Genomic DNA, 24255 nt, shown 5'->3' with positions numbered 1-24255 from the left:
ATTTGGAAAGCAAGAGCAGCAGCATTTGGTTTGGGTTCGGTCCCGCTAAACGCTGTAGCCCGGTAGAAAAAACCGGGGCTGCCGCTTATATCGGGTTTAGGTGGCACGAAAGGTATTTCTATTTTCGGCTAAGTGGCCCAGGGCTATTGCGAAAATTACTTCCGCTTTAAAACCTCAAATGTATAATCGTACTTATTTTTTTCATCCGCCTTGTGTGAATCTGAACTTACCACATCCCATTCATTTCTATTAATTTCAGGGAAAAAGGTATCTGCATCAAATTGATGATGGATGGTAGTTAAATAAAGCAGATCAGTCTTTGGTAAAGCCTGACGGTAAATTTCGGCACCACCTACAATGAAAACAGGTTTTTCTTCCTTTTTGGTAATTTCTAAAGCTTCCTCAAAACTATTTACCACCTCAACGCCTTCAATTTTTAAAGAGGCATCCCGGGAAATTACAATGTTCCGGCGGTTAGGTAATGGTCTGCCGACAGAATCAAAAGTCTTGCGGCCCATTATGATGGTATGTCCCGATGTAGTTTGTTTGAAAAATTTTAAATCAGCTGGCATATGCCATAAAAGCTGGTTGTTTTTGCCTATTTCTCTGTTTTCTCCTGTGGCAACAGCAATGGAAAGCGAAGGGCTTTTTTGTTCATTAGTCATTGGTCATTTGTTTATTAGTGTTTGCATGGTGTATTAAGCACTGTTTAATAGGCCAGATTCAAACATGCATTCGTAGATTATTATGAATCAGGTCAGATTTTTGCCGATATATTTAATGTAAGCATTAAGCTTCAAATGAATGGTTTGTAGTTCGGTATAGAGTTCTAAATAACATTCTTCAGATATCAAATTCCTGTTTTTCGATTTCCTTAAGAAAGATTTTACTTCCAAAATAGAACCTCTGCTGTAATAGCAAAAGTTTTTATTCTCTTTAAAATGGTATCGGCCATATCCTTCTGCAATGTTAGCACTGATAGAATCGGCAGCCCTACAAAGTTGCTTACCTATGGTATCTTTTGCAAAATATTCCCATCTGGTAACTATATTCCAGATTTTATCTGAGATTATTTCTGATAAATTATACACGTCCAAATCCTCTAATTTATAATTCATTCTCTATTAAATTAATTGAAATTAAATAAGGGATGTAATAAAATAGGTTATTTAGGTATGCGCCCAAACAAATGAACCAATGGCTAATGACCAATGAACAGAAATCTACACCGCTACTATACCTTTAATATGCGGATGTGCTTCGTAGTTTTCTAAAGTAAAATCCTCAAACTTGAAATCAAAGATGCTTTTTACATCTGGATTGATTTTCATGGTAGGCAACTGTTTTGGTTCTCTGCTTAATTGAAGGTTAGCTTGTTCGATGTGATTATTGTATAAGTGTGCATCGCCCAAAGTATGTACAAAATCGCCCGCTTCTAATCCGCAAACCTGCGCAACCATCATGGTTAATAAAGCGTATGATGCAATGTTAAATGGAACACCCAGGAAAATATCCGCACTGCGTTGGTATAATTGCAAACTCAGCGTGCCTTTAGTTTCTCCCTTTAGGGGGTTAGGAGGTGCTACATAAAACTGAAAAAAAGCATGACAAGGAGGTAAAGCCATATGTTCAATCTCAGCAACATTCCAGGCCGAAACAATAATTCTCCGCGAATCAGGATTATTTTTAATCGTATTGATGATATTGGTAATCTGATCGATGTGTTGTCCATCAGGCGTTGGCCAGCTTCTCCACTGAGAACCATAAACCGGCCCCAGGTTTCCGTCTGCATCTGCCCATTCATCCCAAATGCGGACGCCGTTATTTTTTAAATATTTGATATTGGTATCGCCCGTTAAAAACCAGATCAGTTCATGAATAATTGATTTTAAATGCAATTTCTTTGTCGTCACCATCGGGAAACCTTCCTGCAAGTTAAAACGCATTTGATAGCCAAAAACGCTGATGGTTCCTGTTCCTGTACGATCATGTTTTTGAGCGCCGTTATCCAGCACATGCTGCATTAAATCTAAATATTGTTTCATATACCCCGAAACCCGAATAATCGGGATTTTAAATTTTAAGAAAATAATCTGTTGCAAATATGTGAAAAATCTTAATCCCGAAATCTTTTAGTTTTCTACAATAACGGATTTTTAAACAAGCCTGACTTTTGTATGTTTGCATCAGAACCGTATTTGGCTTTGAGGGAAAATCTCAAATCTCAAATCTCAAATCTCAAATCTGAATGTTATCTTTTCCAAACGCAAAAATAAACCTGGGTTTAAACATCACCGAGAAACGGGCAGATGGTTATCATAACCTCGAAACTGTTTTTTATCCGATCCAAATTAAAGATGCGGTAGAAATTGTGGATGCAACAGAAACATCTTGCAAAATTCATGGTATAAACATTCCCGGAGATGCGAATGATAATCTCTGTTTCAAGGCTTATCAATTAATTAGAAATGACTATGCTATTCCCGCGCAGCAGATTAATCTATTGAAAAATATCCCGGTGGGAGCGGGTTTAGGAGGCGGTTCTGCAGATTGTGCCTTTGTACTTAAACTAATAAACGAAAAATTCAGTCTGGGTTTATCCGTTAATCAAATGGAAAATTATGCCCGCAGGTTAGGTGCTGATTGTGCTTTCTTTATCGAAAATAAGCCTGTATATGCTTTTAATAAAGGTGATGAATTTGAAAAGTGTGAGGTTGATTTGTCGGGTTGGTTTATAGTTTTGGTAAAACCACCTATACACGTGAGTACCGCTGATGCTTATGCCCTGGTAAAACCTCAAAAGCCTTTGCAATCTTTAAAAGAAATCATACATTTGTCTCCAACAACATGGAAAGATAAGGTTATCAACGATTTCGAGCAATCGGTATTTGTAAAGTATCCCCAAATTCATCAAATAAAAACCAGTTTATACGATGCAGGCGCAACATTCGCTTTAATGAGTGGCAGCGGCTCGTCTGTTTTTGCAATTTTTAACGAACCTGTTAAATTGCCCGAACTGGAAAAAAACAACTTAGTTTATTATAATATTTAACAAAGGTAGAAGGTTATAGGGTAGAAGGCGTAAGGTCTTGATACTCGATACTAAATACTCGATACTAAAAAATTGAATTTACATGGTTAGCGTAAAGTCTTAATACTCGATACTAACTACTTGATACTAACAAATGAATATAAATCTCATCCGCAAGAGCGGGAAATTTAATTTTGAAGCAGAAAACGAAAGCGGTTTTACTGTAGAATTAGATGCAAAAGCTACTATTGGTGGCGAGGGCAAAGGTTTCAGGCCAATGGAAATGCTATTGGTTGGACTTGGAGGTTGCAGTGGAATCGACATGGTGAATGTGTTAACCAAACAGAAAGAACCCTTAGATGATATTAAAATTGCCATCAACGCCACCCGAAAAGACGAAGAGATGCCACCCATCTTTGATGAGATTGAAATTCACTTTGAGTTGTTCGGTGATTTAAACACTGGAAAAGTAGAACGTGCACTTGCCCTTACTTTTGATAAGTATTGCTCTGTGTCGAATATATTAGGACGATCTGCAAAAATTAATTTTACTTACGAAATAAAAAAATAGCGGGATGTAAGTATATAGTAGTGAGTATCAGGTATCAAGTCTGGGAGGCGAAAATACATGATGCCAATTTTATACTCCATACAAAATCTTGATACTTGATACTAAAATCTCGATACTCAAAATCAATACTCAAATCTTGATACTTTAAAAATGAAATCCGAAAACTTTGAAACCATAGCGATCCGCACGCAAACCGAACGAAGCTTACATAAAGAACACTCTGCGCCAATTTATCTTACTTCGAGTTATAAGTTTGATGATGCAGAGGAAATGCGTGCCTTATTCGCCAATGAAAAAGAGGGGAATGTTTACAGCCGATATTCAAATCCGAACACATCAGAATTTATAGAAAAGATGTGCCTGTTGGAAGGTGCTGAAGATGGTTTTGCCACGGCTACAGGTATGGCAGCAATTTTTACTACTTTTGGCGCTTTCTTAAAAAATGGCGATCATATCGTTTCCAGTCGTTCTGTTTTTGGTTCTACTCACCAATTGTTAACTAATGTGTTTACTAAATGGGGCGTAACATTCGATTATGCCGATTTGGATAAACCAGAAGAATGGGAAGCTTTGATTAAGCCAAATACAAAAATAATTTTTGTAGAAACCCCATCAAATCCCGGGATTGATATTATCGATTTGGAATTTCTTGGTCAGTTGGCAAAAAAGCACAGCCAGCTTTTAGTAGTTGATAATTGTTTCGCTACGCCTTATTTGCAACAGCCGATTAAATTGGGAGCACATATTTCTATCCATTCGGCGACCAAGTATATCGATGGGCAAGGACGGGTTTTAGGTGGTGTAATCTTAGGAAATAAGGAATTGATTGCAGAGGTGATCGGTTTTGCCCGTCATAGTGGTCCGGCTTTATCTCCGTTTAACGCATGGATTTTATCTAAAAGCTTAGAAACCTTAGCTGTCCGGATGGATCGCCATTGCGAAAATGCCTTGAAAGTAGCAGAATATTTAGAGAAACATCCAAAAATTAAACTGGTTAAATATCCATTTCTGCCGTCGCATCCACAATATGAAATAGCCAAAAAGCAAATGAAGCAGGGTGGAGGGATCGTAACCATAGTTGTTGATGGTGGCATTGATGCTGCCCGTAAATTTATGGATAACCTGCAGTTATTCTCTATTTCAGCAAATTTAGCCGATACCCGTTCAATTGCTACACATCCGGCAACGAGCACACATAACAAGCTTACTGAAGAAGAACGTAATATCGTAGGGATTGAACAAGGATCGATTCGTTTATCAATAGGTTTAGAGCATATTAATGATATTCTGGCTGATATTGAGCAGGCATTAACCCCCTAGTCCCCTGGAGGGGGAACTACAGGCGAGATGGACAAGCATGGCTTAGTGATCTCGCCTTTTTTATGAAGTTGATTTCGAGTAATTTTTTTAAACGATCTAAATTGATCGAAAATAGATTTAATCATTAATCACGCTAAAACGCACAGCTTACAACAAAAACGACCAACGAAAAACAATCCCCTCCTTAAAACTTCTTTCTTACCCTACATCAATGCACAGGTTCTGCACCAGCAGTACATTTGTATCATAAACAAGAAAGGAAATTTATGTCACAGTTTATTTTGTACAAAGAAGACACCAGAGGCCATGCTAATCATGGATGGTTAGACGCTCACCACTCATTCAGTTTTGCTAACTATTACAATCCTGAAAGAATGCATTTTGGTGTTTTAAGAGTTTTAAATGATGACTTGATTGATGGTGGAATGGGTTTCGGTGCACATCCACACGACAATATGGAAATCATTACGATTCCATTAGCTGGTGCTATTGCGCATAAAGATAGCATGGGTAATACAGCAGAAATTAAAGCAGGAGAAATTCAGGTAATGAGTGCGGGTACAGGGGTAAGTCATAGTGAGTTTAATGCTTTACCTGATGTGCAGTTAAATTTATTGCAGATCTGGTTGTTTCCAAACAAAAAGAACGTTACGCCAAGATATGATCAACGGGCTTTAGATGTGGCTGCCCGTCACAACAATTTTCAGCAGATTTTATCTCCAAACAGTGAAGATGATAATGTTTGGATTCATCAGGATGCCTGGTTTTCATTAGGTAAATTTGATGAAGGCTTTGAAACCGATTATAAAATTAAAAAACAAGGCAATGGCGTTTATGCTTTTGTGATCAGTGGAGAAGTAACCATCAATGGACAAACATTAAATAGAAGAGATGCAATTGGTGTTTGGGATACAGATCGCATCAGCTTTAAAGCAATCTCTGCAGATGCAGAAGTATTGTTAATGGATGTTCCGATGGAATTATAAACCAGTTATGTGTTAAGGTTTGCGAGTTATGGGGCTAATGGCTAGGACTCGCAACCTTTAACTTTTAACCTTTAACTCAAATTATATGCAGAATACAATACTTTATATCGGTAGAGATCCTGAAATTACTGTGGTGATGAATCGTTTACTAAATGCCCGGCCAGAATGGAAAGGTATTTGCGTTTGTACAGATGCAGAAGCCGTGTCAATTTTTGAAGAGCAGGTTGTTGATCTGGTTTTATTAGGCAATGGTATTGATCAGGAATGCGAACAGGCCTTAAAATCAAGATTTAATGCGATTAAGCCGGATATTAAAATCATTCAGCACTATGGTGGCGGAAGTGGTTTGCTATATGGCGAAATTATGACTGCGTTGGATTAGACAATTAACGACCGTTTATATAAAATTCATTCATATTAGCTAGTGAGATTAATCCCTTTATTATAGAAAAGCCGATTATATATTAAACACCAAACCCAACCTGTCGTCCTTGCGAGAATATTCTCCGATTCTTCATCGGTAATATTCGTGGCAATCTCCTTCTGGATTTTATTGGCCGCAATGAGGTTGCAACGAAACGAAGAAAAATCGTTTCACGATTTCTGTTATGATAAGATTTAAGATTTTCCTCGTCAAATGCCTTTAACGGAAATTTTATATTTTAACCGTTCTGGCGTTAAAATAGCCTAGCCGTAGCTAATACTTAAGATATGAGAATTACTTTGATCTTAAGTACTTCAAATCATATAATCCTGCAATCCTTAAAATCCTAGCTAATGTACTCCCTATCCTCATCACTCAATTCTTTTTTATTTGGAAGCGTCTGGTTTCTTTCAATCTCATTGTCATAACTGCTGATTGTTTTTTTAGGGCGACCAACAATGTAACCGATGATGAAACCAATAATCACACAAATTCCGATGACCAAAAGTTTGGAGACAGGAACCGTGGCTACCAGAAAATCAAAATCAACAGGGTCTATGTTGGCAGTTAAAAAGATGGTTAGCAATACAGTTAAGATGATGATGAAGATGGTTTTAGTGCTCATGTTATTTTTATTTGCCTTTGTTAAAGGGGTTGGGTTAAAAGCTGTAATTGAATGAAAACTCTAATATCGGATTTTGATTGTATATCTTATTAACGAAAACCAATCTTGTACCAAGATCTACAACAGGTTGATACCGTAAAATGTTTACACTAGTATTCAATTCTATGCCATAAGTTTTTGGCTCGCCAATGTTGGTGTCTTTTCCGATGTTTTCGTAGTGAGAAAATAAGCCAGCTCTAAAATTCCTAACGTAAGCAAGCGGTCCCAATTCCCAATCAGGAAAGACAAAGGGAAAACGATAATTAAGAAGCAGGCTGTTTTGTAATTTGCTTTTTGCGAGAATATTGTTGTAGCCGTAAACCGTGGCAATTTCGGTAGCGTACTGGTTTACGCCGCTCGCCTTTTGGTAATTAAAACTTGCCAGGAAGGAATGGTTTTTTGCAATCCCAGGGAAATAGAAAAAACTTTCGAGCGCGATGATTTCACCCTTTAGATTTTTATCGAATGGTTGGTGATTATAGGTTGCCCGTAAAACCTGTGCCCATCTTGGAGCGATATCCCTTTCGGTAGTTCTTATGCTGTGGTTGAAAGTTAAATTATATTCCATCGGGAATCTTAATGCTTTGATAAAATTAGAAGGCATGTTCTCCGGTAGATACCGTTGTGTAAAACTGGTTGCAGTGTTTAGCGTAAAAGCATAGGTCTGGTTCCTGGCATTAAACGATAAGGGAAGCGATGCATTAAGCTTCACATAGTTCTCTCGCCAGTCGCCTTGCTGAATCACGTTTTTAGTGCGGTAGAACGTTCGCTTTGGACGGTTCCTGTAAGTTACGCTTAAAACCGGGTAAAGCGCCTTATAGCGAATATCTGCGCTGTATTCAAAACGCTTCAGGTCGCGGTGATATTTTGCGCCAGTATAGAAGTCCATCGTGTTCAATAAATTGTTGGATTGAAGTTCTAAGCCAAAAACATATTCATTTTCGATAACCGGAATAAGGCTATGTACACTAAAGAGATTTAATCCTTGGTGATAGCGTTTTGATTGGAAAGTGGTATCTGGAATATCATTAAAAACGTTTCCAACATTTTCCTGTTTTTCTGCTGCTTTTGCAAAATCTACAAAGCTGTTTTTTTCGATTGATTTTTGATCAGGTAGAGCTTCTGCTATTTCATATCCATTAATTTTATAATCGTTGAAAATGATTTTTCCGTCTGCCGTTTCAGAAGGATTAAAGGCTCCATATCTCGCCGCCGTTAATGCTGTTATTTTTTTAGTGTTGATATTTATTTGATAAATATTATCGATGCCATTGAAGTGTGCATTGAAAGCAATTTTGTCGCCAATAAAAATTGGCCGGCTCAGTTGTTGTCTGCTTTCTGAAATGAGTACAGTCTTTTTCTCGCCTTCCATTATCCATAAACTTTTTCCCTTTTCACTTACGCTGATGTAAGCAATCCTATTTCCGGTTTTGTCAAAACTTGGGGTCTGTAAGATTTCGTTTTCGAGGTTAGGGAAAGTTTTTAAAATCTTTCCATTGAGTGCATCAATTTCTACGAGGTTGAATTGATTGTTCAGTTCAACTTTTACAGCGATTATTTTCTTTCCATCATCAGATAGGGTGGGGGAGAAGAGTCTACTTTGGCTGCTCAGTTTATTGAATTTTTTAGTCTCTAAATTGTATGAACAGATTACGCTGTAGCTCCTTTGTTTGTACCGGGGATCATAACGGATTTCATCCCAAACGAGCAGGTTATTTTTTAAGCTAAACCAAGGTTGTTCCTGGTAACCAATACTAAATAATTTTTGTTCGGGCTGATCTTTATTGATGAGTACAAAATGCCTTGCTTCCTGCTTACTTTCTTTAAGTGCCAAAACCTGATTTTTATTCAATCGCACTGGCAGAAAATAGTTGGTTGCCAACGCTGTTTTTTTATTTATTGATTGATAGTTTTCTGTAACTAAAAGTCTCTGTTGATTTGTCCATTTATCAGCTACGTTATCCTGAGTAGCGAGGAAGTATTCTTTCGTATTTTTTGTAGTGTATTTTTTTAAACTTTTTGAGAATGGATAAATCCTGATAGGCCGTTTTCTGATATCTCCAAGTAAGCTGTCTGATAGGAACTGACCGAATTTTTCTTTCATGTCTGCAACCATCAAATACCCGGTTTGGTAGTAGCCTGGAGTAACATCTTTATTAGATCCAAAATAGGCTTTACTGTAAGATAATTTTTTGCCTTCTAAAATTGATGCCCGATAAGGCATGATCCAATTTGGCTGTCGGCCCCGGCCCGACTCGGTTAATGCGGTTTCATTCACTACGGCGTCGCCTTCAAAAAACCAGGTAGGGATGCCAGCACCGAAGTAGGCGAAGTATGCGAGTTCTGGAAATGGATGTTTCTTTGATCCTGTCAATTTGTCAAACTGTGCGATGTGTCGAAGCTCATGAACAGCGAGGTTATTCAGCCAATCCTGGCTGTCGAAATACTGCGGTGGCGTAGTATAGAACTCAGACTTCTTCGGGCCAAGCTGAACAAAGCCGTTAGCAATAGTTCCTTGGTTTTGAAGTAGGAGTGGGATTGACGTCTTCTGCTGTCTTAGGCCCAGTCCAACTTTAGGATAAATGAAGGGTAAGGTTCTCGCCATTCTTTGCGCATCTTTTTCAAGTTCTTTGGGATAAATGATTTTGAACCCTCCCGATTGAATATAGTTCCAATGTACACTAAGTGGGTTCTGTGCCGTACTGAATATTTGACCAAAAACAGGATATGAAATAATACTTAATGAAATTGATGTTAAGTATCTGATAATAAGTCTTTTGTTTAGTTTATTTAACTTCATTTAAATACCTTGCTAAAAATATTAGTTTTTAAGATTTTAGTGTGCTTTGCTTAATTGTATTATAGATTTAATCAGATGATTTTTTTAAACTGATTTTCAGTTGTTTGTGTGTTTTATTTAAATTCATTATTTTGCATAATAAGCTGTGATTTTAATTGTATTTTGCTTGCTTAAGCGTATTTAAACACATCTTTTTAATGCATTGAATTCAGTGCTTTAATTTACACTTATTAATCGATTTTAAGCAAAAATTTTCTTGAGTTTTCTGAAAATATGATACGGGTGGTATGAGAAAATTATCACCATTTTATAGAAGAAATTAAATTCTTTTTCCATCCTTGATAACTGGTTGTGCAGGCGTGCGAAATCTTAGGTTAAAAACTCGTTTGATTATCTTGATCAATCTGAATATTTAGATGATCTATTAATATCCTCACTCCTGTTGATGATGATATATTTTCAGGGATTTGTGATGCTATCTTCAACGTTTAATTAGTTATTATAAACTGGTTTAGAAATATGATTACTGTCTTTGTGTCATATTTAAGATTTAGAATTTTTCAGATTACTTGAATAATATTATATCATAACATCTGCAGAGTAGGAGTGTTCTGAGTTTTTGATGTCGTTTATTTTTGATCGATAACTTAATAATATGCGTTATCCGGTTCCTGCATTTGCTTTTTAATGATCAATTTTCTTTTAAATTCTACACGCTGATTGAGAAATTTGTATGTTTTTTGGACGTTAGGATCAATAAAATAGAGCAATTTTATGTTTCATAATGGCAATTCTATTGAATATTCAGCTATCGATGTCTATTTTTATATTTTCATCTTCATATTTTAATAGAGTAGTTGATTTGTATTTAACTATCTGATAATAAGTCTGTAGCGTCTTGTGTGTTTGCTCAAATTAAGCTTTTTAGATTAGTAGCTGTACCTTCTCTAATTGGAGAGATTTAGAATAGAAGTATTGAAAATTCGCTCTGAATATGGCTGCATTTCCCTTAATTTCTAGTGCATTTATAAGTCAGTTTTTGCAATATATTTGCATGGATAAGCGTTCTTTGCTGATCCAGATTTGCAATATCTTTCAGCTAGAAAATAATCTATTATTTAAAGTTATCTGGAGTTTTTAGTGGATAATTACTAAAGAAAATGTTTTCAAAAAAGCATCTTTTTCTGGGGGGAAACTGATACTTTATAGATCATTATTTTGTTCGTAATGTCGGTGTAGAATAGTTATAATTTCAGTAAGGAATGATAGCTTTTTAATGCCGGATTTAGTTTATCAAAATAAGTGTTTTTTTAGTAACCATGTGGGCATTATTCAATTGGTAAAAGGTAGGTGAGAAAGGTTAAATTATTAAAGCTTATTCTTCCTTTTTTTGTAGATGGGATAGAAGAAAATGGTGCTTAAAATAATGGCCGCTCCAATGTAAAATCCACCAGTCATTTGCTCTCTATCCTTGAAGAAAATAAAGGCTAAAATTATACCATAAACGGGCTCAAGATTAGTTACCAAAGCCACACGAAATGCAGATAAGGTTCGCATTACAGAAACGCCTGCAACGTAGGCTACCGAGGTGCAAAGCGTACCTAAAATGCCTATGTAAAACCAGTCATTTAAGCTTAGATTGAACGAAGAATTGATTAGCGATCCGTCATACAAACGGTATAATGTAATCCAGAAAAGTCCGCCAACCAGTTCATAAAAACCAATGATAGAGGGTTCACTTTTTTGAACAAGTGTAGAATTTATGGTAGAGAAAAGACTTGATGCAACGGCTGCAAGTAATCCGAAAATGATACCTAGAGTATATTGACTTTCGAATTTGAAGATCATATAAATGCCTAAAATAATAATCAAACCAACTAAAATATCACCGATCTGGATCGGTTGTTTTTTGATCAGTGGTTCTAGAATTGCAGTGAATAAAGTGAAGGAGGAGAGGCATACCAATGTAACAGAAACTGTTGAAACTTTGATCGCGTGAAAGAAAAATATCCAGTGTATCGCAACAATTGCACCGGTTAAAAAGAACTGGATAAATTGTTTTTTAGAGATTCTGATGTCTTTTTTCGTAATTAAAAACCAGGCAAAAAGTGTTGATGTCGCGATCAAAACCCGGTACCAAACCAATGGTACTGCGTCGATAGAAATCACTTTACCAAGTACGCCGGTAAAGCCCCAGATTAATACAGTGAAATGAAGAATTAATAAGTTTTTTTTGGTGCTATCCATGATTACTTAGGCGCTCTCTTCAATAAATAAATGCCAAGTAAACCAAAGGCAATAGTAGGTGAGATCACGGCAATTACAGGCGGTAATCCACCCTTAGTAGAAAACATCTGAGTGAATTGATTGAATACGATGTAAGCGAAGCTAATGAAGATTCCAATCCCCAGTGAAACCCCTACACCACCGCGAACTTTACGCGATGATAGTGCTACGCCAATCAGGGTTAAGATGTAGGCTGAAAGTGGGTGTAAGAAACGTTTATACTGCTCAAACTCCAGGTCGTTCATGATACCTGTTCCCCTGATTTTTTCCTTCTTGATTTTGTCGGCAAGTTCTTGTGTAGACAAGTTTTGAACCACATTTGCATAGGCAGAAAAATCATCGGGGCGCATATCAAGGATGGAATCTTTTAGTTTACCATTGCCGTAAATCATAGACTCTTTTAAGCCATCTATTTTGCGGATAGAGTAATTGCTAAGCTGCCATTTTCGCTTTGTAGAATCCCATTTAATATTATCTGCAACGATTTTTTTTACCATTACATCACCATTAAAATTATCTAAAGAAAAGCGGTATCCATAATTGGTTTTGTTATCAAAACTTTCCAAATAGATGTAAGTTTTGTCATCCAGTTTCATGTGGATATTTGTTTTTGTGGAGGGGTCGTTACGCTTGACGTAGGTATTTTCGAAACTGTTTTTTAAGGTATTGGTGTAGGGTAAAACGTAAAGATTTGAGCCAAGATTTGCGGCAAATATCACTGTTGCGGAAACAAAATAAGGGAGGAGAAACCTGTTGAAACTTACGCCACCACTTAATATGGGAACAATCTCTGTTTGATCGGCCATCTTAGCCGTAAAGAAAATCACCGCAATAAAGTTAATCAGTGGAGAAAGCATGTTCACGTAGAAAGGAATAGAACCTGCATAATATTTAGAAAGAATGCCCCAGAAACTGAGTCCACTTTTCATAAAATCATCCATTTTTTCGGATAGATCAAATACCACAATAATGATTACGAAAATAGCCAGGGTATAAATAAACGTACCCAGATATTTACCGATAATATATTGATCAATGATTTTTATCTTCCCTTTTAACAGACTCATGCTTATAATTTTTGGCCTAAAATCTTCACCATTTTGTTTTTCCAGTTGTAAAATTCACCAGAAATTATTTTCTCTCTAGCTTGTTTTACCAGCCAAAGATAGAAGTGCAGATTATGTAATGTAGCAATTTGCGCTCCAAGCATTTCTTTGCTATGTACTAAGTGTCTTAAATATGCTTTACTGGTTACCTGGTCTGCATGTAAATCACTCTCAGCATCCAATGGAGAAAAATCATTTTCCCACTTCTTGTTTCTAATATTGATGATGCCATTTCTGGTAAAGAGCATCCCGTTTCTAGCATTTCTAGTTGGCATTACGCAATCAAACATGTCTACCCCAAGGGCAATGTTTTCTAGAATATTAATTGGTGTACCCACGCCCATTAAATAACGTGGTTTTTCGTACGGCAAGATGTCGCAAACTACTTCCGTCATGGCATACATTTCTTCAGCAGGTTCACCAACAGATAATCCGCCAATTGCATTACCTTCACGATTCATGCTCGCGATAAATTCAGCAGATTTTATTCTCAAGTCTTTGTATACCGAGCCTTGAACAATAGGAAATAATGTTTGATCGAAACCATATTTTGGTTCTGTATTATCAAAATGCGTACAGCAACGTTTCAACCAACGGTGCGTCATTTTGATAGATTGGGCAGCGTAAGTATAATCGCAAGGATAAGGCGTACATTCATCGAAAGCCATAATAATATCAGCCCCAATGGTGCGCTGAATATCCATGGCATATTCAGGGGTGAAAAGATGTTTAGATCCATCAATATGCGAATGGAAAGTAACGCCTTCTTCTTTAATTTTACGCACTTTACTCAATGAATAAACCTGGTATCCGCCGCTATCAGTCAAGATCGGACGATCCCAGCCAATAAATTTATGTAAACCTCCGGCTGTTTCCAGTATATCCAAGCCTGGTCTCAAGTACAGATGATAGGTATTGCCTAAAATAATTTTAGCATCGATGTCATCCTTCAATTCCCGTTGGTGAACGGCTTTAACCGTTCCGGCGGTGCCTACTGGCATAAAAATAGGAGTTTGTATTTCGCCGTGGGCAGTGGTAACGGTCCCAGCTCTGGCTTTTGATAGTGGATCGTTTGCCTGTAAAGTAAATTTCATATAGGCTACAAAAGTAACAAATTTAACACACCTATATATACTGTTTATGAGTTTAATGGCCAAAACCAAACAATTCTAATAGCCGTTCTTAACCCAATGCAGTATCATTAATAGATGGATCAGGCCTTGAATGGCATGAGCAGAATAATATTTCCAAGGTTTTTTAAAATATCAGGCATATTGCAGATTAAAAATGCGAAATTTGCGCCTATTTATTTTACCACTGTGATATTAACCTTACCCGAAATTATCCTGCTCTCCATATTGGCTTTCTGCCTTTTAGTTCAGCTTTATTATGTTTTATTTGTTCACCTGAAGTTAGCCAATGCTGTTGTTGAGGAAATCCCATTCATAGGCAAAAAACCTTTAAGCGTAATTGTATGTGCCCGGAATGAAATCGCAAACTTAAAGGAATACCTGCCTACGCTAATGACCCAGAATTACCTTGAATATGAGGTGGTCGTGGTGAACGATCGTTCCTGGGATGGTACGGAAGAATTTCTGGAGCAAATGGCGGAAAAATACAGCAACCTGAAGGTTGTTAAAATCTTGGATAATGATAAGTTCTTAGCCGGAAAAAAGTTTGCCGTAACGATGGGCATCAAGGCTGCTAAACATGAATGGTTGGTTTTTACGGATGCAGATTGTACCCCGGCATCAGATCAATGGTTGATGGATATGCAACAACCTGCTGATGAAAATATAGAAATCGTTTTGGGTTATTCGCCATATATTAAAAGGCGTGGGTTATTAAATGCGCTGATTCGTTTCGAAACTTTTTTTACTGCAGTAAACTATCTTTCATTTGCCTTAAAAGGAATGCCTTATATGGGCGTTGGCCGGAATATGGCTTACAAAAAGTCGCTGTTTTTTAAAAATAAAGGATTTGCGGCACATATGCATATTCCATCTGGTGATGATGATTTATTTGTAAATGCACATGCAAACCGATCCAATACTGAAATTCGGATCAACATGGATAGCCATGTGTGGAGTGAACCAAATCGCACCTGGGGAGGTTATCTAAAACAGAAAAAACGCCATTTTGGTGCTGGAAAAATGTATAAAGCAAAACACAAATTTATATTAAGCTTGCAAATTATCTTTCAGTTTCTATTTTATGGCTTTTTTGTGGCGAGTATGTTTTTAGGTAGGGAAGCACAATATATTGCTGGCGGAATCCTTTTACTTAGCATCATCATCAAAAGCTTTATTTATCCAAAACTGCTGAAACGTTTAAACTACGGCGATTTACGTTGGTGGTTCCCAATATTAGATATACTTTTGTTTCTGTTTTTAACCTTAAACGGATTCTTAGCCATGTTTGGTAAGAAAAAAGTAAATTGGAAATAAGTTACAATCATTAAGAGTTACCCCTATGGCTGATGTAAAACCAGATATCATTTTAAAATATTTTCCGGACCTCACAGAAAAACAGGTTGCACAATTTGCGCAACTGTTTGATTTATATAGTTACTGGAATGCTCAAATTAACGTGATATCCAGAAAAGATATTGAGGAATTATACGAACGCCATGTTTTACACTCCTTGGGAATAGCCAAAGTTTGTACGTTCAAAGCCGGAGAATCGGTTTTAGATGTTGGCACTGGCGGCGGTTTTCCGGGCATTCCATTGGCTATTTTATTCCCTGAAACGCAATTCCATCTTGTAGATTCTATTGGGAAAAAAATTAAAGTAGTTAAAGAGGTTGCTTCAGCTTTAGGATTAGATAATTTACAAGCTGATCATTTGAGAGCGGAGCAGATCAAAAACAAGTTCAACTTTGTTATATCCAGGGCAGTAACCCGTTTAGGAGAATTTTATCCATGGATTCAAGGGAAGTTTAAAAAAGATTCGATCAATGCCATTCCGAATGGAATTCTTTATTTAAAAGGTGGGGATTTGGCCGAGGAGATAAAAGAATCAAAGCTGAAAGCAGAATTATATCCGCTTTCAGACTATTTTGAGGAAGATTTCTTCGATACTAAATTTGTGGTGTATGTGCCTCAGTAATACTTAGCTTTTTGGAAGTACTTCTACATAAACTACCTCTTTTTTAGCAGGTGATTTTATCTGTAAAGGCTCGCTAATTTTAATAGTTAATTCTTCTGGCTTACCTACGGCTTTCGCATCCTTAGCTGGCTTGATACTGCTTCTCGATTCTTTTACTTTTCCCTTAGGTTCAACCGGAGGTGGCGGAGGAAGTGGAGGAGTATTGGGCGATTTCGGAAGTTTGAAATTTGGTTTTACAGGCGGCGGTGGAGGTGGCGGCGGTACTTGTTTCGATCCTTTCGTTTTAATTTTCGGCGCAGTTGGAACTGGTGCTGTCTTAATTTGTTTAACATTTTTCTTTCTTGTAGTATCCTGAAGAGTTATTGTAAGTCCGGTACTTTTTTTCGGATAAAGATCCACCACTCCGTAATTCTTGGTGAATGCCATCGTTGATGCGCAAAGTAATGCTCCTGTAACGGGCAATACCAACAGCAATCTGAGCCTTGCCCATTTCGCAGATTTTTTCTGATTTAACATGTTTATTCTTCTTTTTAAAATGGATGAATTAAATATCTGATTCGTTAATTGAATAGATTGGTCGCCATAAGAGTTTTGAATCAGGAACATCGCATATTCATATTTTTCGATTCCTTTACCAGTGGTTTCTTCGTCGGCAAGGTATTCATGTAATAATTTAATGTCGTTTTTAAGCCAATAAATAATCGGATTAAACCAGTTCAGGCTTCCAATAATTTCAAAAAGCAATACATCTAGACTGTGTTTTTGCCTGATATGTGCCATTTCATGATTCATTATTGTATTTATATGCGGTAATTCAGGATCAATAAACAATAAGTTGAAAAATGAAAATGCAGATTTTGTATTCTTTAATTCTATAATGGTGACATCATTTTCAATTCTACCATTTGATAGTTTAAGTAGCCTAAAAAGGTTTCTAAATCCCCAGGCCAGCCTTGATAGAAAAAACAGTACTGTGAGCGAATAAATAATAAAGATAATTTGATCGATAGTTAAGATACTTGTGCTGGCCTCGGTTTGTTGAGTGATCATTAATTGACTTTCTACACCGTTTGCTTGCAAAAATCCCAACTGGAAAAAAGGAATCGTGAAAGCAGTTAAAGTACTTAAAATCAGAAAATATCTGTTCAAAGTATAAAAGGTTTCCTTGTGCAGAAATATTTTATAGAACCCATAAAATATAATGAGGTACAAGTTGGCTTCGAGTAGATAACATATCAAATTCATGATTGATCTTTTTTAAGTTTTTCTGCAAGCCGAATTAATTCAGTTAATTCATCATTGCTCATAATCTTATCTTTTACCAGGAATGAAACGAGACTTTCATACGAATTTTCAAAATAATTGTTCATCACCTTATCAAGTGCAAATTTTTTATAATCTGCTTCTTTAATAACAGGGAAGTAGATATAAGTGTTACCTATCGCTTTATGGTCTACAAACCCTTTGCCTTCTAAAACCCGAATCACCGTAGAAACGGTATTATATGCGGGTTTAGGTTCGTTCATTTTTTCAATCACATCTTTAACCAGTGCTTCTTCCATTTCCCAAAGAATTAGCATAATCTGTTCTTCAGCTTTAGTCAGTTCTTTTATCATTGTAACTATTTATATAGTTTGCTTAATTGAAGTTACGACTATAAAACTAGTTTACGAACTATTTTTATAGTTTATCTTTAAATGGCTGTAAATCAATTCAATAATTTCGGTGTGTGAAGCTTTATTGCATAAAAAAACCTGCCTTATGGGCAGGTTTAGGATTTTTAATGAAAAACTATCTATGTTAGTTTTTCATTATCATTTTATCTTTCAGCGATTGTTGCAGGCCTGTTTGTCGGTCGATGTTTTTAACTACATCTAATACCGTAGCTGCGGCATCGCTAAAGAATTGTTTAGTGATGGTAGAATATTCATCGGTTGCTTTGTGATAATCTTTATGGTCTTCAACGCCGAAGTAGAGGAACGGAATATCCTTCGCATTGAATGCACCCTGGTCGCTTTGATTTGTCCAGTCATCATGACCGAGTTTTGGATCATCATGCCCTAAAGAGACTTTGATCTCTTTTCTGGTGGTATCTATATATTTTTTCAGATTTGGATATTTAAACGTTCCAGAAACATATAATTCACCTTTTTCGCTATGCCCGATCATATCCATATTTAAGTTTACGGCAATTGTGCTGATGGGTATTGGTGGATTGGCAACAAAGGCTTTAGCACCCTGCAAGCCCATTTCTTCTGCGTCGAAAGAGGCAAAAATAATCGTATTGTTCGGTTTGTTTTTCGCGAAGTAGGCCGCAATTTTTAATAATCCGGCAGTTCCAGAAGCATTATCGTCTGCACCGTTAAACACTTCATCTTTCACTGTTCCCAGATGGTCGTAATGAGCGGAAACCACAATTACATTGCTTCCTTTTCCTTGAATATAACCGATTACATTCGTTCCATTCACTTTTGCACCATTTCTTGAGTTAAAGGTAAACTCCTGTGCATAGTTTACATGTTGAGGATAAGACTTTAATCCCAGCTTTTGAAAACGCTCTATGATATAGATTCTTGCCATTTCTGCGCCTTTGGTTCCGGTTTTTCGGCCCTGATAAGCATCAGAAGAAAGTACTTCAACATCTTTTAGGAGCTGTGTATCTAATTTGCCAGAACCTGCTGTATTTTGATTTTTAACTGACGAACAGCAACTGAGCATCATGGCTAAGGGGATGATATATAGGATTTTCATGGTTTATTATTATGGCTACCAAAGTAGTTTTAAGATATTGGGATAAAGTTTGAATTTTTCATCAGCAGATAATAAAGTCGCGTCATTTTCTATGGCAGCAGAAATTAATAGTCTATCAAATGGGTCGCGGTGATCATTTAACAAGGGGATCTTTCCATAATTAAAGATGGATACATTCTCTATTGGCAAAAACGTAAAGCCATCTGTAAGTGCTTGGTTATATATATCCTCTACTGTGATATTGAAGTGGGTTAACTTGCCAAGAGATTGTTTTATCGAAATCTCGAACAGACTTATCTGGCTAAAATAAATAATGTTGTTAATGTTTTCAATGATGTCCATTACCCCTGATGGTATTCTCGGATTATTTTCCTGAAACCAGATTAAGCAATGTGTATCTAAAATGTAAAGGTCAGATGGCATTACATATATTCCTTTAGATCATCCAGCGGTTCATTAAAGTCATCAGTTATAGATATTTTTCCTTTAAAAGCACCAGGAATTCTCTTTGTAATTTCCGCTTTCTCATTGGTTAGGAAAGTAACGATCACATCGGTTTTTGAATCGACAGGTGCTTTTTCTTCCAATATAATTTTTCCTCCTTCGTAGTATCCTTTAACTGTAGCTAACATATCCTTCTTTGTTATTAACAAATATACCTTTTTTGTTATGCTATTCAAACGATGTTAAATAGGAGTATTGTATAGTTTTTTCGGTAACAAATCAAAAACAGATTGCTTAATCAGCTCAAGAAGCCCTTTCGCGATAATAAAAATACCAAGGTTCGCTTTTGGCTTTGATCTTTAACCTTTCGGCTTTGGTTTTTATTCTTTGCTCCTTAATCTTTGCTCTTTGTTCCTTGATTTTTACTCCCTTTCCCCTAGGCTGCAACCTCCCTCAAATCTACAGCTACCACCCTCGAAACACCTTGTTCTACCATAGTCACCCCATAAATAATATCGGTGCTGGCAATAGTACGTTTGTTGTGTGATACGATAATAAACTGCGATTGATCAGAAAATTTACGGATGATGTTATTGAACTTATCAATATTCGTATCATCCAATGGCGCATCAACCTCATCAAAAATACAGAACGGAGCGGGCTTTAAAAGGTAAAGTGAAAAGAGGAGGGCCGTAGCGGTAAGTGTTTTTTCACCACCTGATAACTGGTTGATTGATAGCGGTCTTTTTCCTTTCGGGCGGGCAATGATATCGATATCGGCTTCCAAAGGATTATTGATATCCGACAGGATTAAATCACAACTGTCTTCTTCATTAAACAACGAGCGAAAAACCACAATAAAATGTTCACGGGCTTGTGTAAAAGCCTGCATAAACTTTTCTTTTGCAGTATCATCAATCTCTTTAATGGTTTGTAACAAGTCTGACTTTGCCGCATTTAAATCTTTTTTCTGATTTTGAATAAATACGTAACGTTCTTCCATTTCTTTGAAAGCTTCCATAGCCATCGAATTAATGGCGCCAAATTCATCTAGCTGGCGTTTCATTTTCTCTACTTTCTGGCGAATTTCAAACTCACTTTCCAAAGCATTCAAATCAGTTTCTGTCTCTAAAAGATCGTTGATGTCGATGTTAAACTCAACGGATAAACGTTCCTTAAGCGAGTTTAAATCAATTTTGAGGGTGTTCTTTTTATCTTTAATTTCAGTTAACAGAAAATCCGTCTCCTCGCGGCTCTTGCGGATATTGGTCAGGTTGTTTTCTAAATCGTTAATATTGCCTTTGCTTTCGAAATACTCTTTTTCTGCGTCCGCAAGGCCTTTTTCCATCTCTTCCCGCTGTTGGTACATTTCTAAAAGCGTATCATCGCTTAGATCGGTGTGCTGTAAGGTAGCCGTAATCTGTGCCAGCGTTTCCTGTAATTCTTTATCATTCTGGGCAATTCTTTTATTTAAAGCTTCTTCCTGTACAAAACGATAATCAAGGTCCTTCTCCAGGCTGGATAATTTATTTTGCTGTTGATGAAAACGGATATTATCCTGGTTATATTTCTGGGCACTGTCATTTACCTGATCTGCAATATCCTGATAGTTTAATTGCTGTTCCTGAAGGTTTATGTGATCTTGTTGCTGTTTTTTTTGCAACTCAATCAGGGCTGGTAACTTTTCGGAAAGCAATTGCTCAATGGAAACAATTTTTTGCGCAATATCTGTCTTACGGTTCTCACTCGTGGTAATAAACTCCTGATATTGATCCCGACGCGTTTGAACGGAAATTTGCTCGTTACTCAATCGGTTAAGTTCCTGTTGTAAGCTACTGATCTGATCAATTTTGGAAGATTCTTTTAAATGCAGCGTTTGTGATGTCGCAGCTGAAATAGCTTGATTATATTGATTAATGAGCGATTCAGATTGTTTAATCTCTTTTGCTAAGTTCTCTAAATTCTTTGCACGACCGATTCTTTTACCCTCGAACAAGCCTACAGAACCACCTGATAAAGTAAATTTCGTTTGGGCATATTTCCCATTTCTAGCCAGAATGGTTAAACTTTCAGTCGGCGGTTTTTTGAAGATATTTTCCTGCTCATCAATTGCGATGTATACATTTTGCAGAAGCAGATTACAAAGGTGCTGGTATTTTTTATCAACTTCGATTACAGAAAGCGCCGGGATTAAACCTTCATGAGTGCTTACTGAGGCACTTTTCTCCGGAATATGCGCTAAAATAAAGAAGTTCGCTCGTCCACGGGTAGCATCGGTTAAAAGATTTACCGCCTGAACGGCATCTGCGTAATGATCAACAACATAATGGTTCATCACAGGTTCGAGATAATTTTCTATCGCAATGCGGTAATCTTCGGTACAAAATAAAATGTCTGAGAGGAGCAAGGCACTCTTTGCGAAAGCATTGTTCTTTTTAAGGAAACGAATCGATTCAGGGAAGCCTTCCAGGCTATCTACCAGCGATTTTGTGAGGTTATATTCATTTTGTTTAGCGTCCTTTTTACGATTTTCGGAAGTCAGTTTTTCTTTGTTAGCAGTCAGGCTCACCTCTGTTTCTGCCAGCTGATCTTTTAAAATCTCTTCTGCTTCTTTAAGCTGTTTAATGGTTCGTTGTTTTTCGGCAATCTGAATATCAAGTTCGGCCAGAGCGTGGTCGAACGCTTTCAGTTCTAAAGTTTTGGTTTCGGTATCGTCAACATTTCTATTGGTTTCCTGTACCAAGGCATCTTTTTGTATATTGAAAATGTCAATCTCTTTTTGGACCTGATAAACCTGATTTTGTAGTTCGCCAACAGATTTAACCAGGTTATCAATCCTGTTTTTTTCTATTTGCTGTTGTTCTCTTAAAGTTTCAAGTGTGGTTTTGAGTGATTTTAAATCGCTTTCCAGGCGGTTAAAAACCTCCGTTTCCGTCAAAACTTCTTCATTCAATCGCTTGATGTTGTATTTGATGTGATTAAGCTGATTCCTGTCTTTTTCCAGCTCACCAGCCAAGCGGGTTTCCTTTTCCTGAAGGAACCGCATCTGTTCATTTTTTACTTTCTTTTCACTTTCGTAGGCACGAATTTTCGAAACCAATTCATTCGTAGCTTTCTGCTGTACAGATAGGTTTTTTTCCTGATGAATGCTGCCTAGCTTCAGTTTTTGTAATTCGGCTTCGCTCTGATCAATCTTAGTGCTCAGTTCCGTCCGGCTTACCTGTTGATTTTGCTCCTGGTTTTCAATTACATCCAGGTCGGTACGGAAAAAAGCAATTCTATGTGTAGCCAGTTGAATACTCAGTTCGCGGTACTGCTCTTTTAATTTATAATAGCGTTCGGCTTTTCGCGCTTGATTTTCTAAAGTTTTAAGGTTCTTTTCTATCTCGAAAAGTAGGTCTTCAACGCGTTCTAAATCGGCTTCTGTATCTTTTAATTTGTTGAATGTTTGCTTTTTACGAAGCTTATATTTCGAAATACCCGAGGCTTCTTCAAATAACGACCGGCGACTATGTTCTTTATTGGTGATGATCTCGTCGACCATTTTTAGCTCAATGATAGAATAACTGTCTGAACCAATTCCGGTATCAAGGAAGAGATCTGTAATGTCTTTTAGTCTGCATTGGACATCATTTAAACGATACTCGCTATCACCATTACGATACAGTTTTCTTGTTACCGTAACTTGCGAATAAGCGGTAGGAAGAATGTTTTTAGTATTGTCAAAACTTAAGGAAACTTCAGCCAACTGCGCTTGTTTGCGGTTTTTGGTGCCATTGAAGATGATGTTTTCCATCTTTTCTGAACGTAAAGCTTTGGTACTTTGCTCACCCAACACCCAACGCATGGCATCGATTACATTCGATTTTCCACAACCATTCGGACCAACAATAGCGGTAACTCCTTCATTAAAATTGATGGTCACCTTGTCGCCAAAGCTCTTGAAACCCTTAATTTCTAATCGAGTAAGTTGCATGGTTTTTAATCGGAGGAACCGAACTCAATTATAAGGAAAATTTTGAGGTTTTTCAAGGGATGATCTAGATTTAACCGCAAAGAAGCCTCACCCTATGAAAGATAGGCGGTAGGCAGATGTTGTAGCTGCCCTCTCCGGGGGAGAGGGTTTTAAAGTGTAGCGGTTTGAACCAAGAGTAAAAGAAGAGCTTCATCAAAAGTATTGCCACGGAAGCACTAAACGCACGGAAAATTTTGATTGGATTTTAGTGTAAATCTGTGTTTCCGTGACAAATATATCTGCATAATCTGTGGCTAAAAAAACTCTGAGCTAATTAAAGCTAGGATTAACAGGAGAGCTTCATCAAAAGTATTGCTACTGAAGCACTAAATGCACGGAAAATTTTGAGGTGAATTTCCGTGTAAATCTGTGTTTCCATGGTAAATATATCTGTATAATCTGCGGCAAAAAAAACTCTAAGCTAGGATTAACAGGAGAGATTTATCAAAAAGTACTGCCACAGAAGCACTAAATGCACGGAAAATTTTGATTGGAATTCCGCGTAAATCTGTGTTTCCGTGGCAAATATATCTGCATAATCTGTGGCTAAAAAAACTCTGAGCTAAAGATTGGATAAAGGGATAGCTTCATTAAAGATTATTGCCACGGAAGCACTAAATGCAAGGAAAATTTTGAATTTAATTCCGTGTAAATCTGTGTTTCCGTGGCAAATATATCTGCAAATCTGTGGCTAAAAAACTCGGATCCAGATAGTACGTAGCTGTAACACACACGGGGTGAGGCCTCCT

21 protein-coding genes are annotated in these 24255 nt (G+C 37.0%); 7 read left to right on the top strand and 14 right to left on the bottom strand.

Going from position 1 to position 24255, the window contains the following annotated elements; genetic code table 11:
* Window positions 1-155 precede the first annotated feature (155 nt).
* The 3 genes from ACN1CD_RS12215 to ACN1CD_RS12205 all read right to left on the bottom strand — a co-directional run bounded on the left by ACN1CD_RS12215 (window position 156) and on the right by ACN1CD_RS12205 (window position 2045).
* Complete coding sequence (locus ACN1CD_RS12215; RefSeq protein WP_419130672.1) at window positions 156-665, bottom strand: dihydrofolate reductase; 510 nt, start codon at window positions 663-665, stop codon at window positions 156-158.
* 87 nt (window positions 666-752) lie between these two features.
* The gene (locus ACN1CD_RS12210; RefSeq protein ID WP_419130671.1) at window positions 753-1118 is read right to left on the bottom strand and encodes a four helix bundle protein; all 366 of its coding nucleotides are present in this window, start codon (window positions 1116-1118) and stop codon (window positions 753-755) included.
* Window positions 1119-1223: 105 nt separating this feature from the next.
* Window positions 1224-2045, bottom strand: coding sequence for a thymidylate synthase (locus tag ACN1CD_RS12205; protein WP_419130670.1), 822 nt, complete (start codon window positions 2043-2045; stop codon window positions 1224-1226).
* A gap of 203 nt (window positions 2046-2248) precedes the next feature.
* On the opposite strand from ACN1CD_RS12205, the gene ispE reads away from it, so the two are divergent.
* The 5 genes from ispE (at window position 2249) to ACN1CD_RS12180 (ending at window position 6290) form a co-directional block, all read left to right on the top strand.
* Complete coding sequence (gene ispE, locus ACN1CD_RS12200; RefSeq protein WP_419130669.1) at window positions 2249-3052, top strand: 4-(cytidine 5'-diphospho)-2-C-methyl-D-erythritol kinase; 804 nt, start codon at window positions 2249-2251, stop codon at window positions 3050-3052.
* A gap of 133 nt (window positions 3053-3185) precedes the next feature.
* Window positions 3186-3602, top strand: coding sequence for an OsmC family protein (locus ACN1CD_RS12195; protein ID WP_419130668.1), 417 nt, complete (start codon window positions 3186-3188; stop codon window positions 3600-3602).
* A 150-nt stretch (window positions 3603-3752) separates the two neighbouring features.
* Window positions 3753-4922 carry a trans-sulfuration enzyme family protein gene (locus ACN1CD_RS12190; RefSeq protein WP_419130667.1) on the top strand — a complete coding sequence of 390 codons (1170 nt, stop codon included), beginning with the start codon at window positions 3753-3755 and terminating at the stop codon, window positions 4920-4922.
* 266 nt (window positions 4923-5188) lie between these two features.
* Entirely contained in the window at window positions 5189-5908 is a 720-nt protein-coding gene (locus tag ACN1CD_RS12185) for a pirin family protein (RefSeq protein WP_419130666.1), read from the top strand.
* An 85-nt stretch (window positions 5909-5993) separates the two neighbouring features.
* Entirely contained in the window at window positions 5994-6290 is a 297-nt protein-coding gene (locus ACN1CD_RS12180; protein ID WP_419130665.1) for a hypothetical protein, read from the top strand.
* 388 nt (window positions 6291-6678) lie between these two features.
* Here ACN1CD_RS12180 and ACN1CD_RS12175 read toward each other — a convergent pair whose 3' ends face one another.
* The 5 genes from ACN1CD_RS12175 to tgt form a co-directional block, all read right to left on the bottom strand.
* On the bottom strand, window positions 6679-6957 hold the full coding sequence (locus ACN1CD_RS12175) for a hypothetical protein (protein WP_419130664.1): 279 nt from the start codon (window positions 6955-6957) through the stop codon (window positions 6679-6681).
* 34 nt (window positions 6958-6991) lie between these two features.
* On the bottom strand, window positions 6992-9796 hold the full coding sequence (locus ACN1CD_RS12170) for a hypothetical protein (RefSeq protein WP_419130663.1): 2805 nt from the start codon (window positions 9794-9796) through the stop codon (window positions 6992-6994).
* A gap of 1368 nt (window positions 9797-11164) precedes the next feature.
* Window positions 11165-12043 carry a DMT family transporter gene (locus ACN1CD_RS12165; protein WP_419130662.1) on the bottom strand — a complete coding sequence of 293 codons (879 nt, stop codon included), beginning with the start codon at window positions 12041-12043 and terminating at the stop codon, window positions 11165-11167.
* A gap of 2 nt (window positions 12044-12045) precedes the next feature.
* Window positions 12046-13149, bottom strand: coding sequence for an LptF/LptG family permease (locus ACN1CD_RS12160; protein WP_419130661.1), 1104 nt, complete (start codon window positions 13147-13149; stop codon window positions 12046-12048).
* Between the two features lie 2 nt (window positions 13150-13151).
* Complete coding sequence (gene tgt / locus ACN1CD_RS12155; protein ID WP_419130660.1) at window positions 13152-14282, bottom strand: tRNA guanosine(34) transglycosylase Tgt; 1131 nt, start codon at window positions 14280-14282, stop codon at window positions 13152-13154.
* 135 nt (window positions 14283-14417) lie between these two features.
* On the opposite strand from tgt, the gene ACN1CD_RS12150 reads away from it, so the two are divergent.
* A complete protein-coding gene (locus ACN1CD_RS12150) occupies window positions 14418-15635 on the top strand; it encodes a glycosyltransferase (RefSeq protein WP_419130659.1) in 1218 nt (405 codons plus the stop codon).
* Between the two features lie 25 nt (window positions 15636-15660).
* A complete protein-coding gene (gene rsmG / locus ACN1CD_RS12145) occupies window positions 15661-16296 on the top strand; it encodes a 16S rRNA (guanine(527)-N(7))-methyltransferase RsmG (protein WP_419130658.1) in 636 nt (211 codons plus the stop codon).
* Window positions 16297-16299: 3 nt separating this feature from the next.
* Here rsmG and ACN1CD_RS12140 read toward each other — a convergent pair whose 3' ends face one another.
* The 6 genes from ACN1CD_RS12140 to smc form a co-directional block, all read right to left on the bottom strand.
* Entirely contained in the window at window positions 16300-17541 is a 1242-nt protein-coding gene (locus tag ACN1CD_RS12140) for a M56 family metallopeptidase (RefSeq protein WP_419130657.1), read from the bottom strand.
* Window positions 17538-17912 carry a BlaI/MecI/CopY family transcriptional regulator gene (locus ACN1CD_RS12135; protein WP_154279345.1) on the bottom strand — a complete coding sequence of 125 codons (375 nt, stop codon included), beginning with the start codon at window positions 17910-17912 and terminating at the stop codon, window positions 17538-17540. Before ACN1CD_RS12135 ends, ACN1CD_RS12140 begins: the two co-directional genes overlap by 4 nt.
* Before the next feature lie 184 nt (window positions 17913-18096).
* The gene (locus ACN1CD_RS12130; RefSeq protein WP_419130656.1) at window positions 18097-19047 is read right to left on the bottom strand and encodes a M28 family peptidase; all 951 of its coding nucleotides are present in this window, start codon (window positions 19045-19047) and stop codon (window positions 18097-18099) included.
* 15 nt (window positions 19048-19062) lie between these two features.
* Window positions 19063-19470, bottom strand: a complete 408-nt coding sequence (locus tag ACN1CD_RS12125) for a type II toxin-antitoxin system VapC family toxin (RefSeq protein WP_419130655.1) — start codon at window positions 19468-19470, stop codon at window positions 19063-19065.
* On the bottom strand, window positions 19470-19679 hold the full coding sequence (locus tag ACN1CD_RS12120; RefSeq protein WP_419130654.1) for a DUF2281 domain-containing protein: 210 nt from the start codon (window positions 19677-19679) through the stop codon (window positions 19470-19472). Before ACN1CD_RS12120 ends, ACN1CD_RS12125 begins: the two co-directional genes overlap by 1 nt.
* A gap of 248 nt (window positions 19680-19927) precedes the next feature.
* Window positions 19928-23467 carry a chromosome segregation protein SMC gene (gene smc / locus ACN1CD_RS12115; protein ID WP_419130653.1) on the bottom strand — a complete coding sequence of 1180 codons (3540 nt, stop codon included), beginning with the start codon at window positions 23465-23467 and terminating at the stop codon, window positions 19928-19930.
* Between the last annotated feature and the right edge of the window lie 788 nt (window positions 23468-24255).

Origin of the sequence: Pedobacter sp. N23S346 (assembly GCF_048515415.1) — a bacterium.
In the GTDB taxonomy this organism is placed as follows: domain Bacteria; phylum Bacteroidota; class Bacteroidia; order Sphingobacteriales; family Sphingobacteriaceae; genus Pedobacter.
This window is presented reverse-complemented; position numbering and strand designations above follow the sequence as displayed.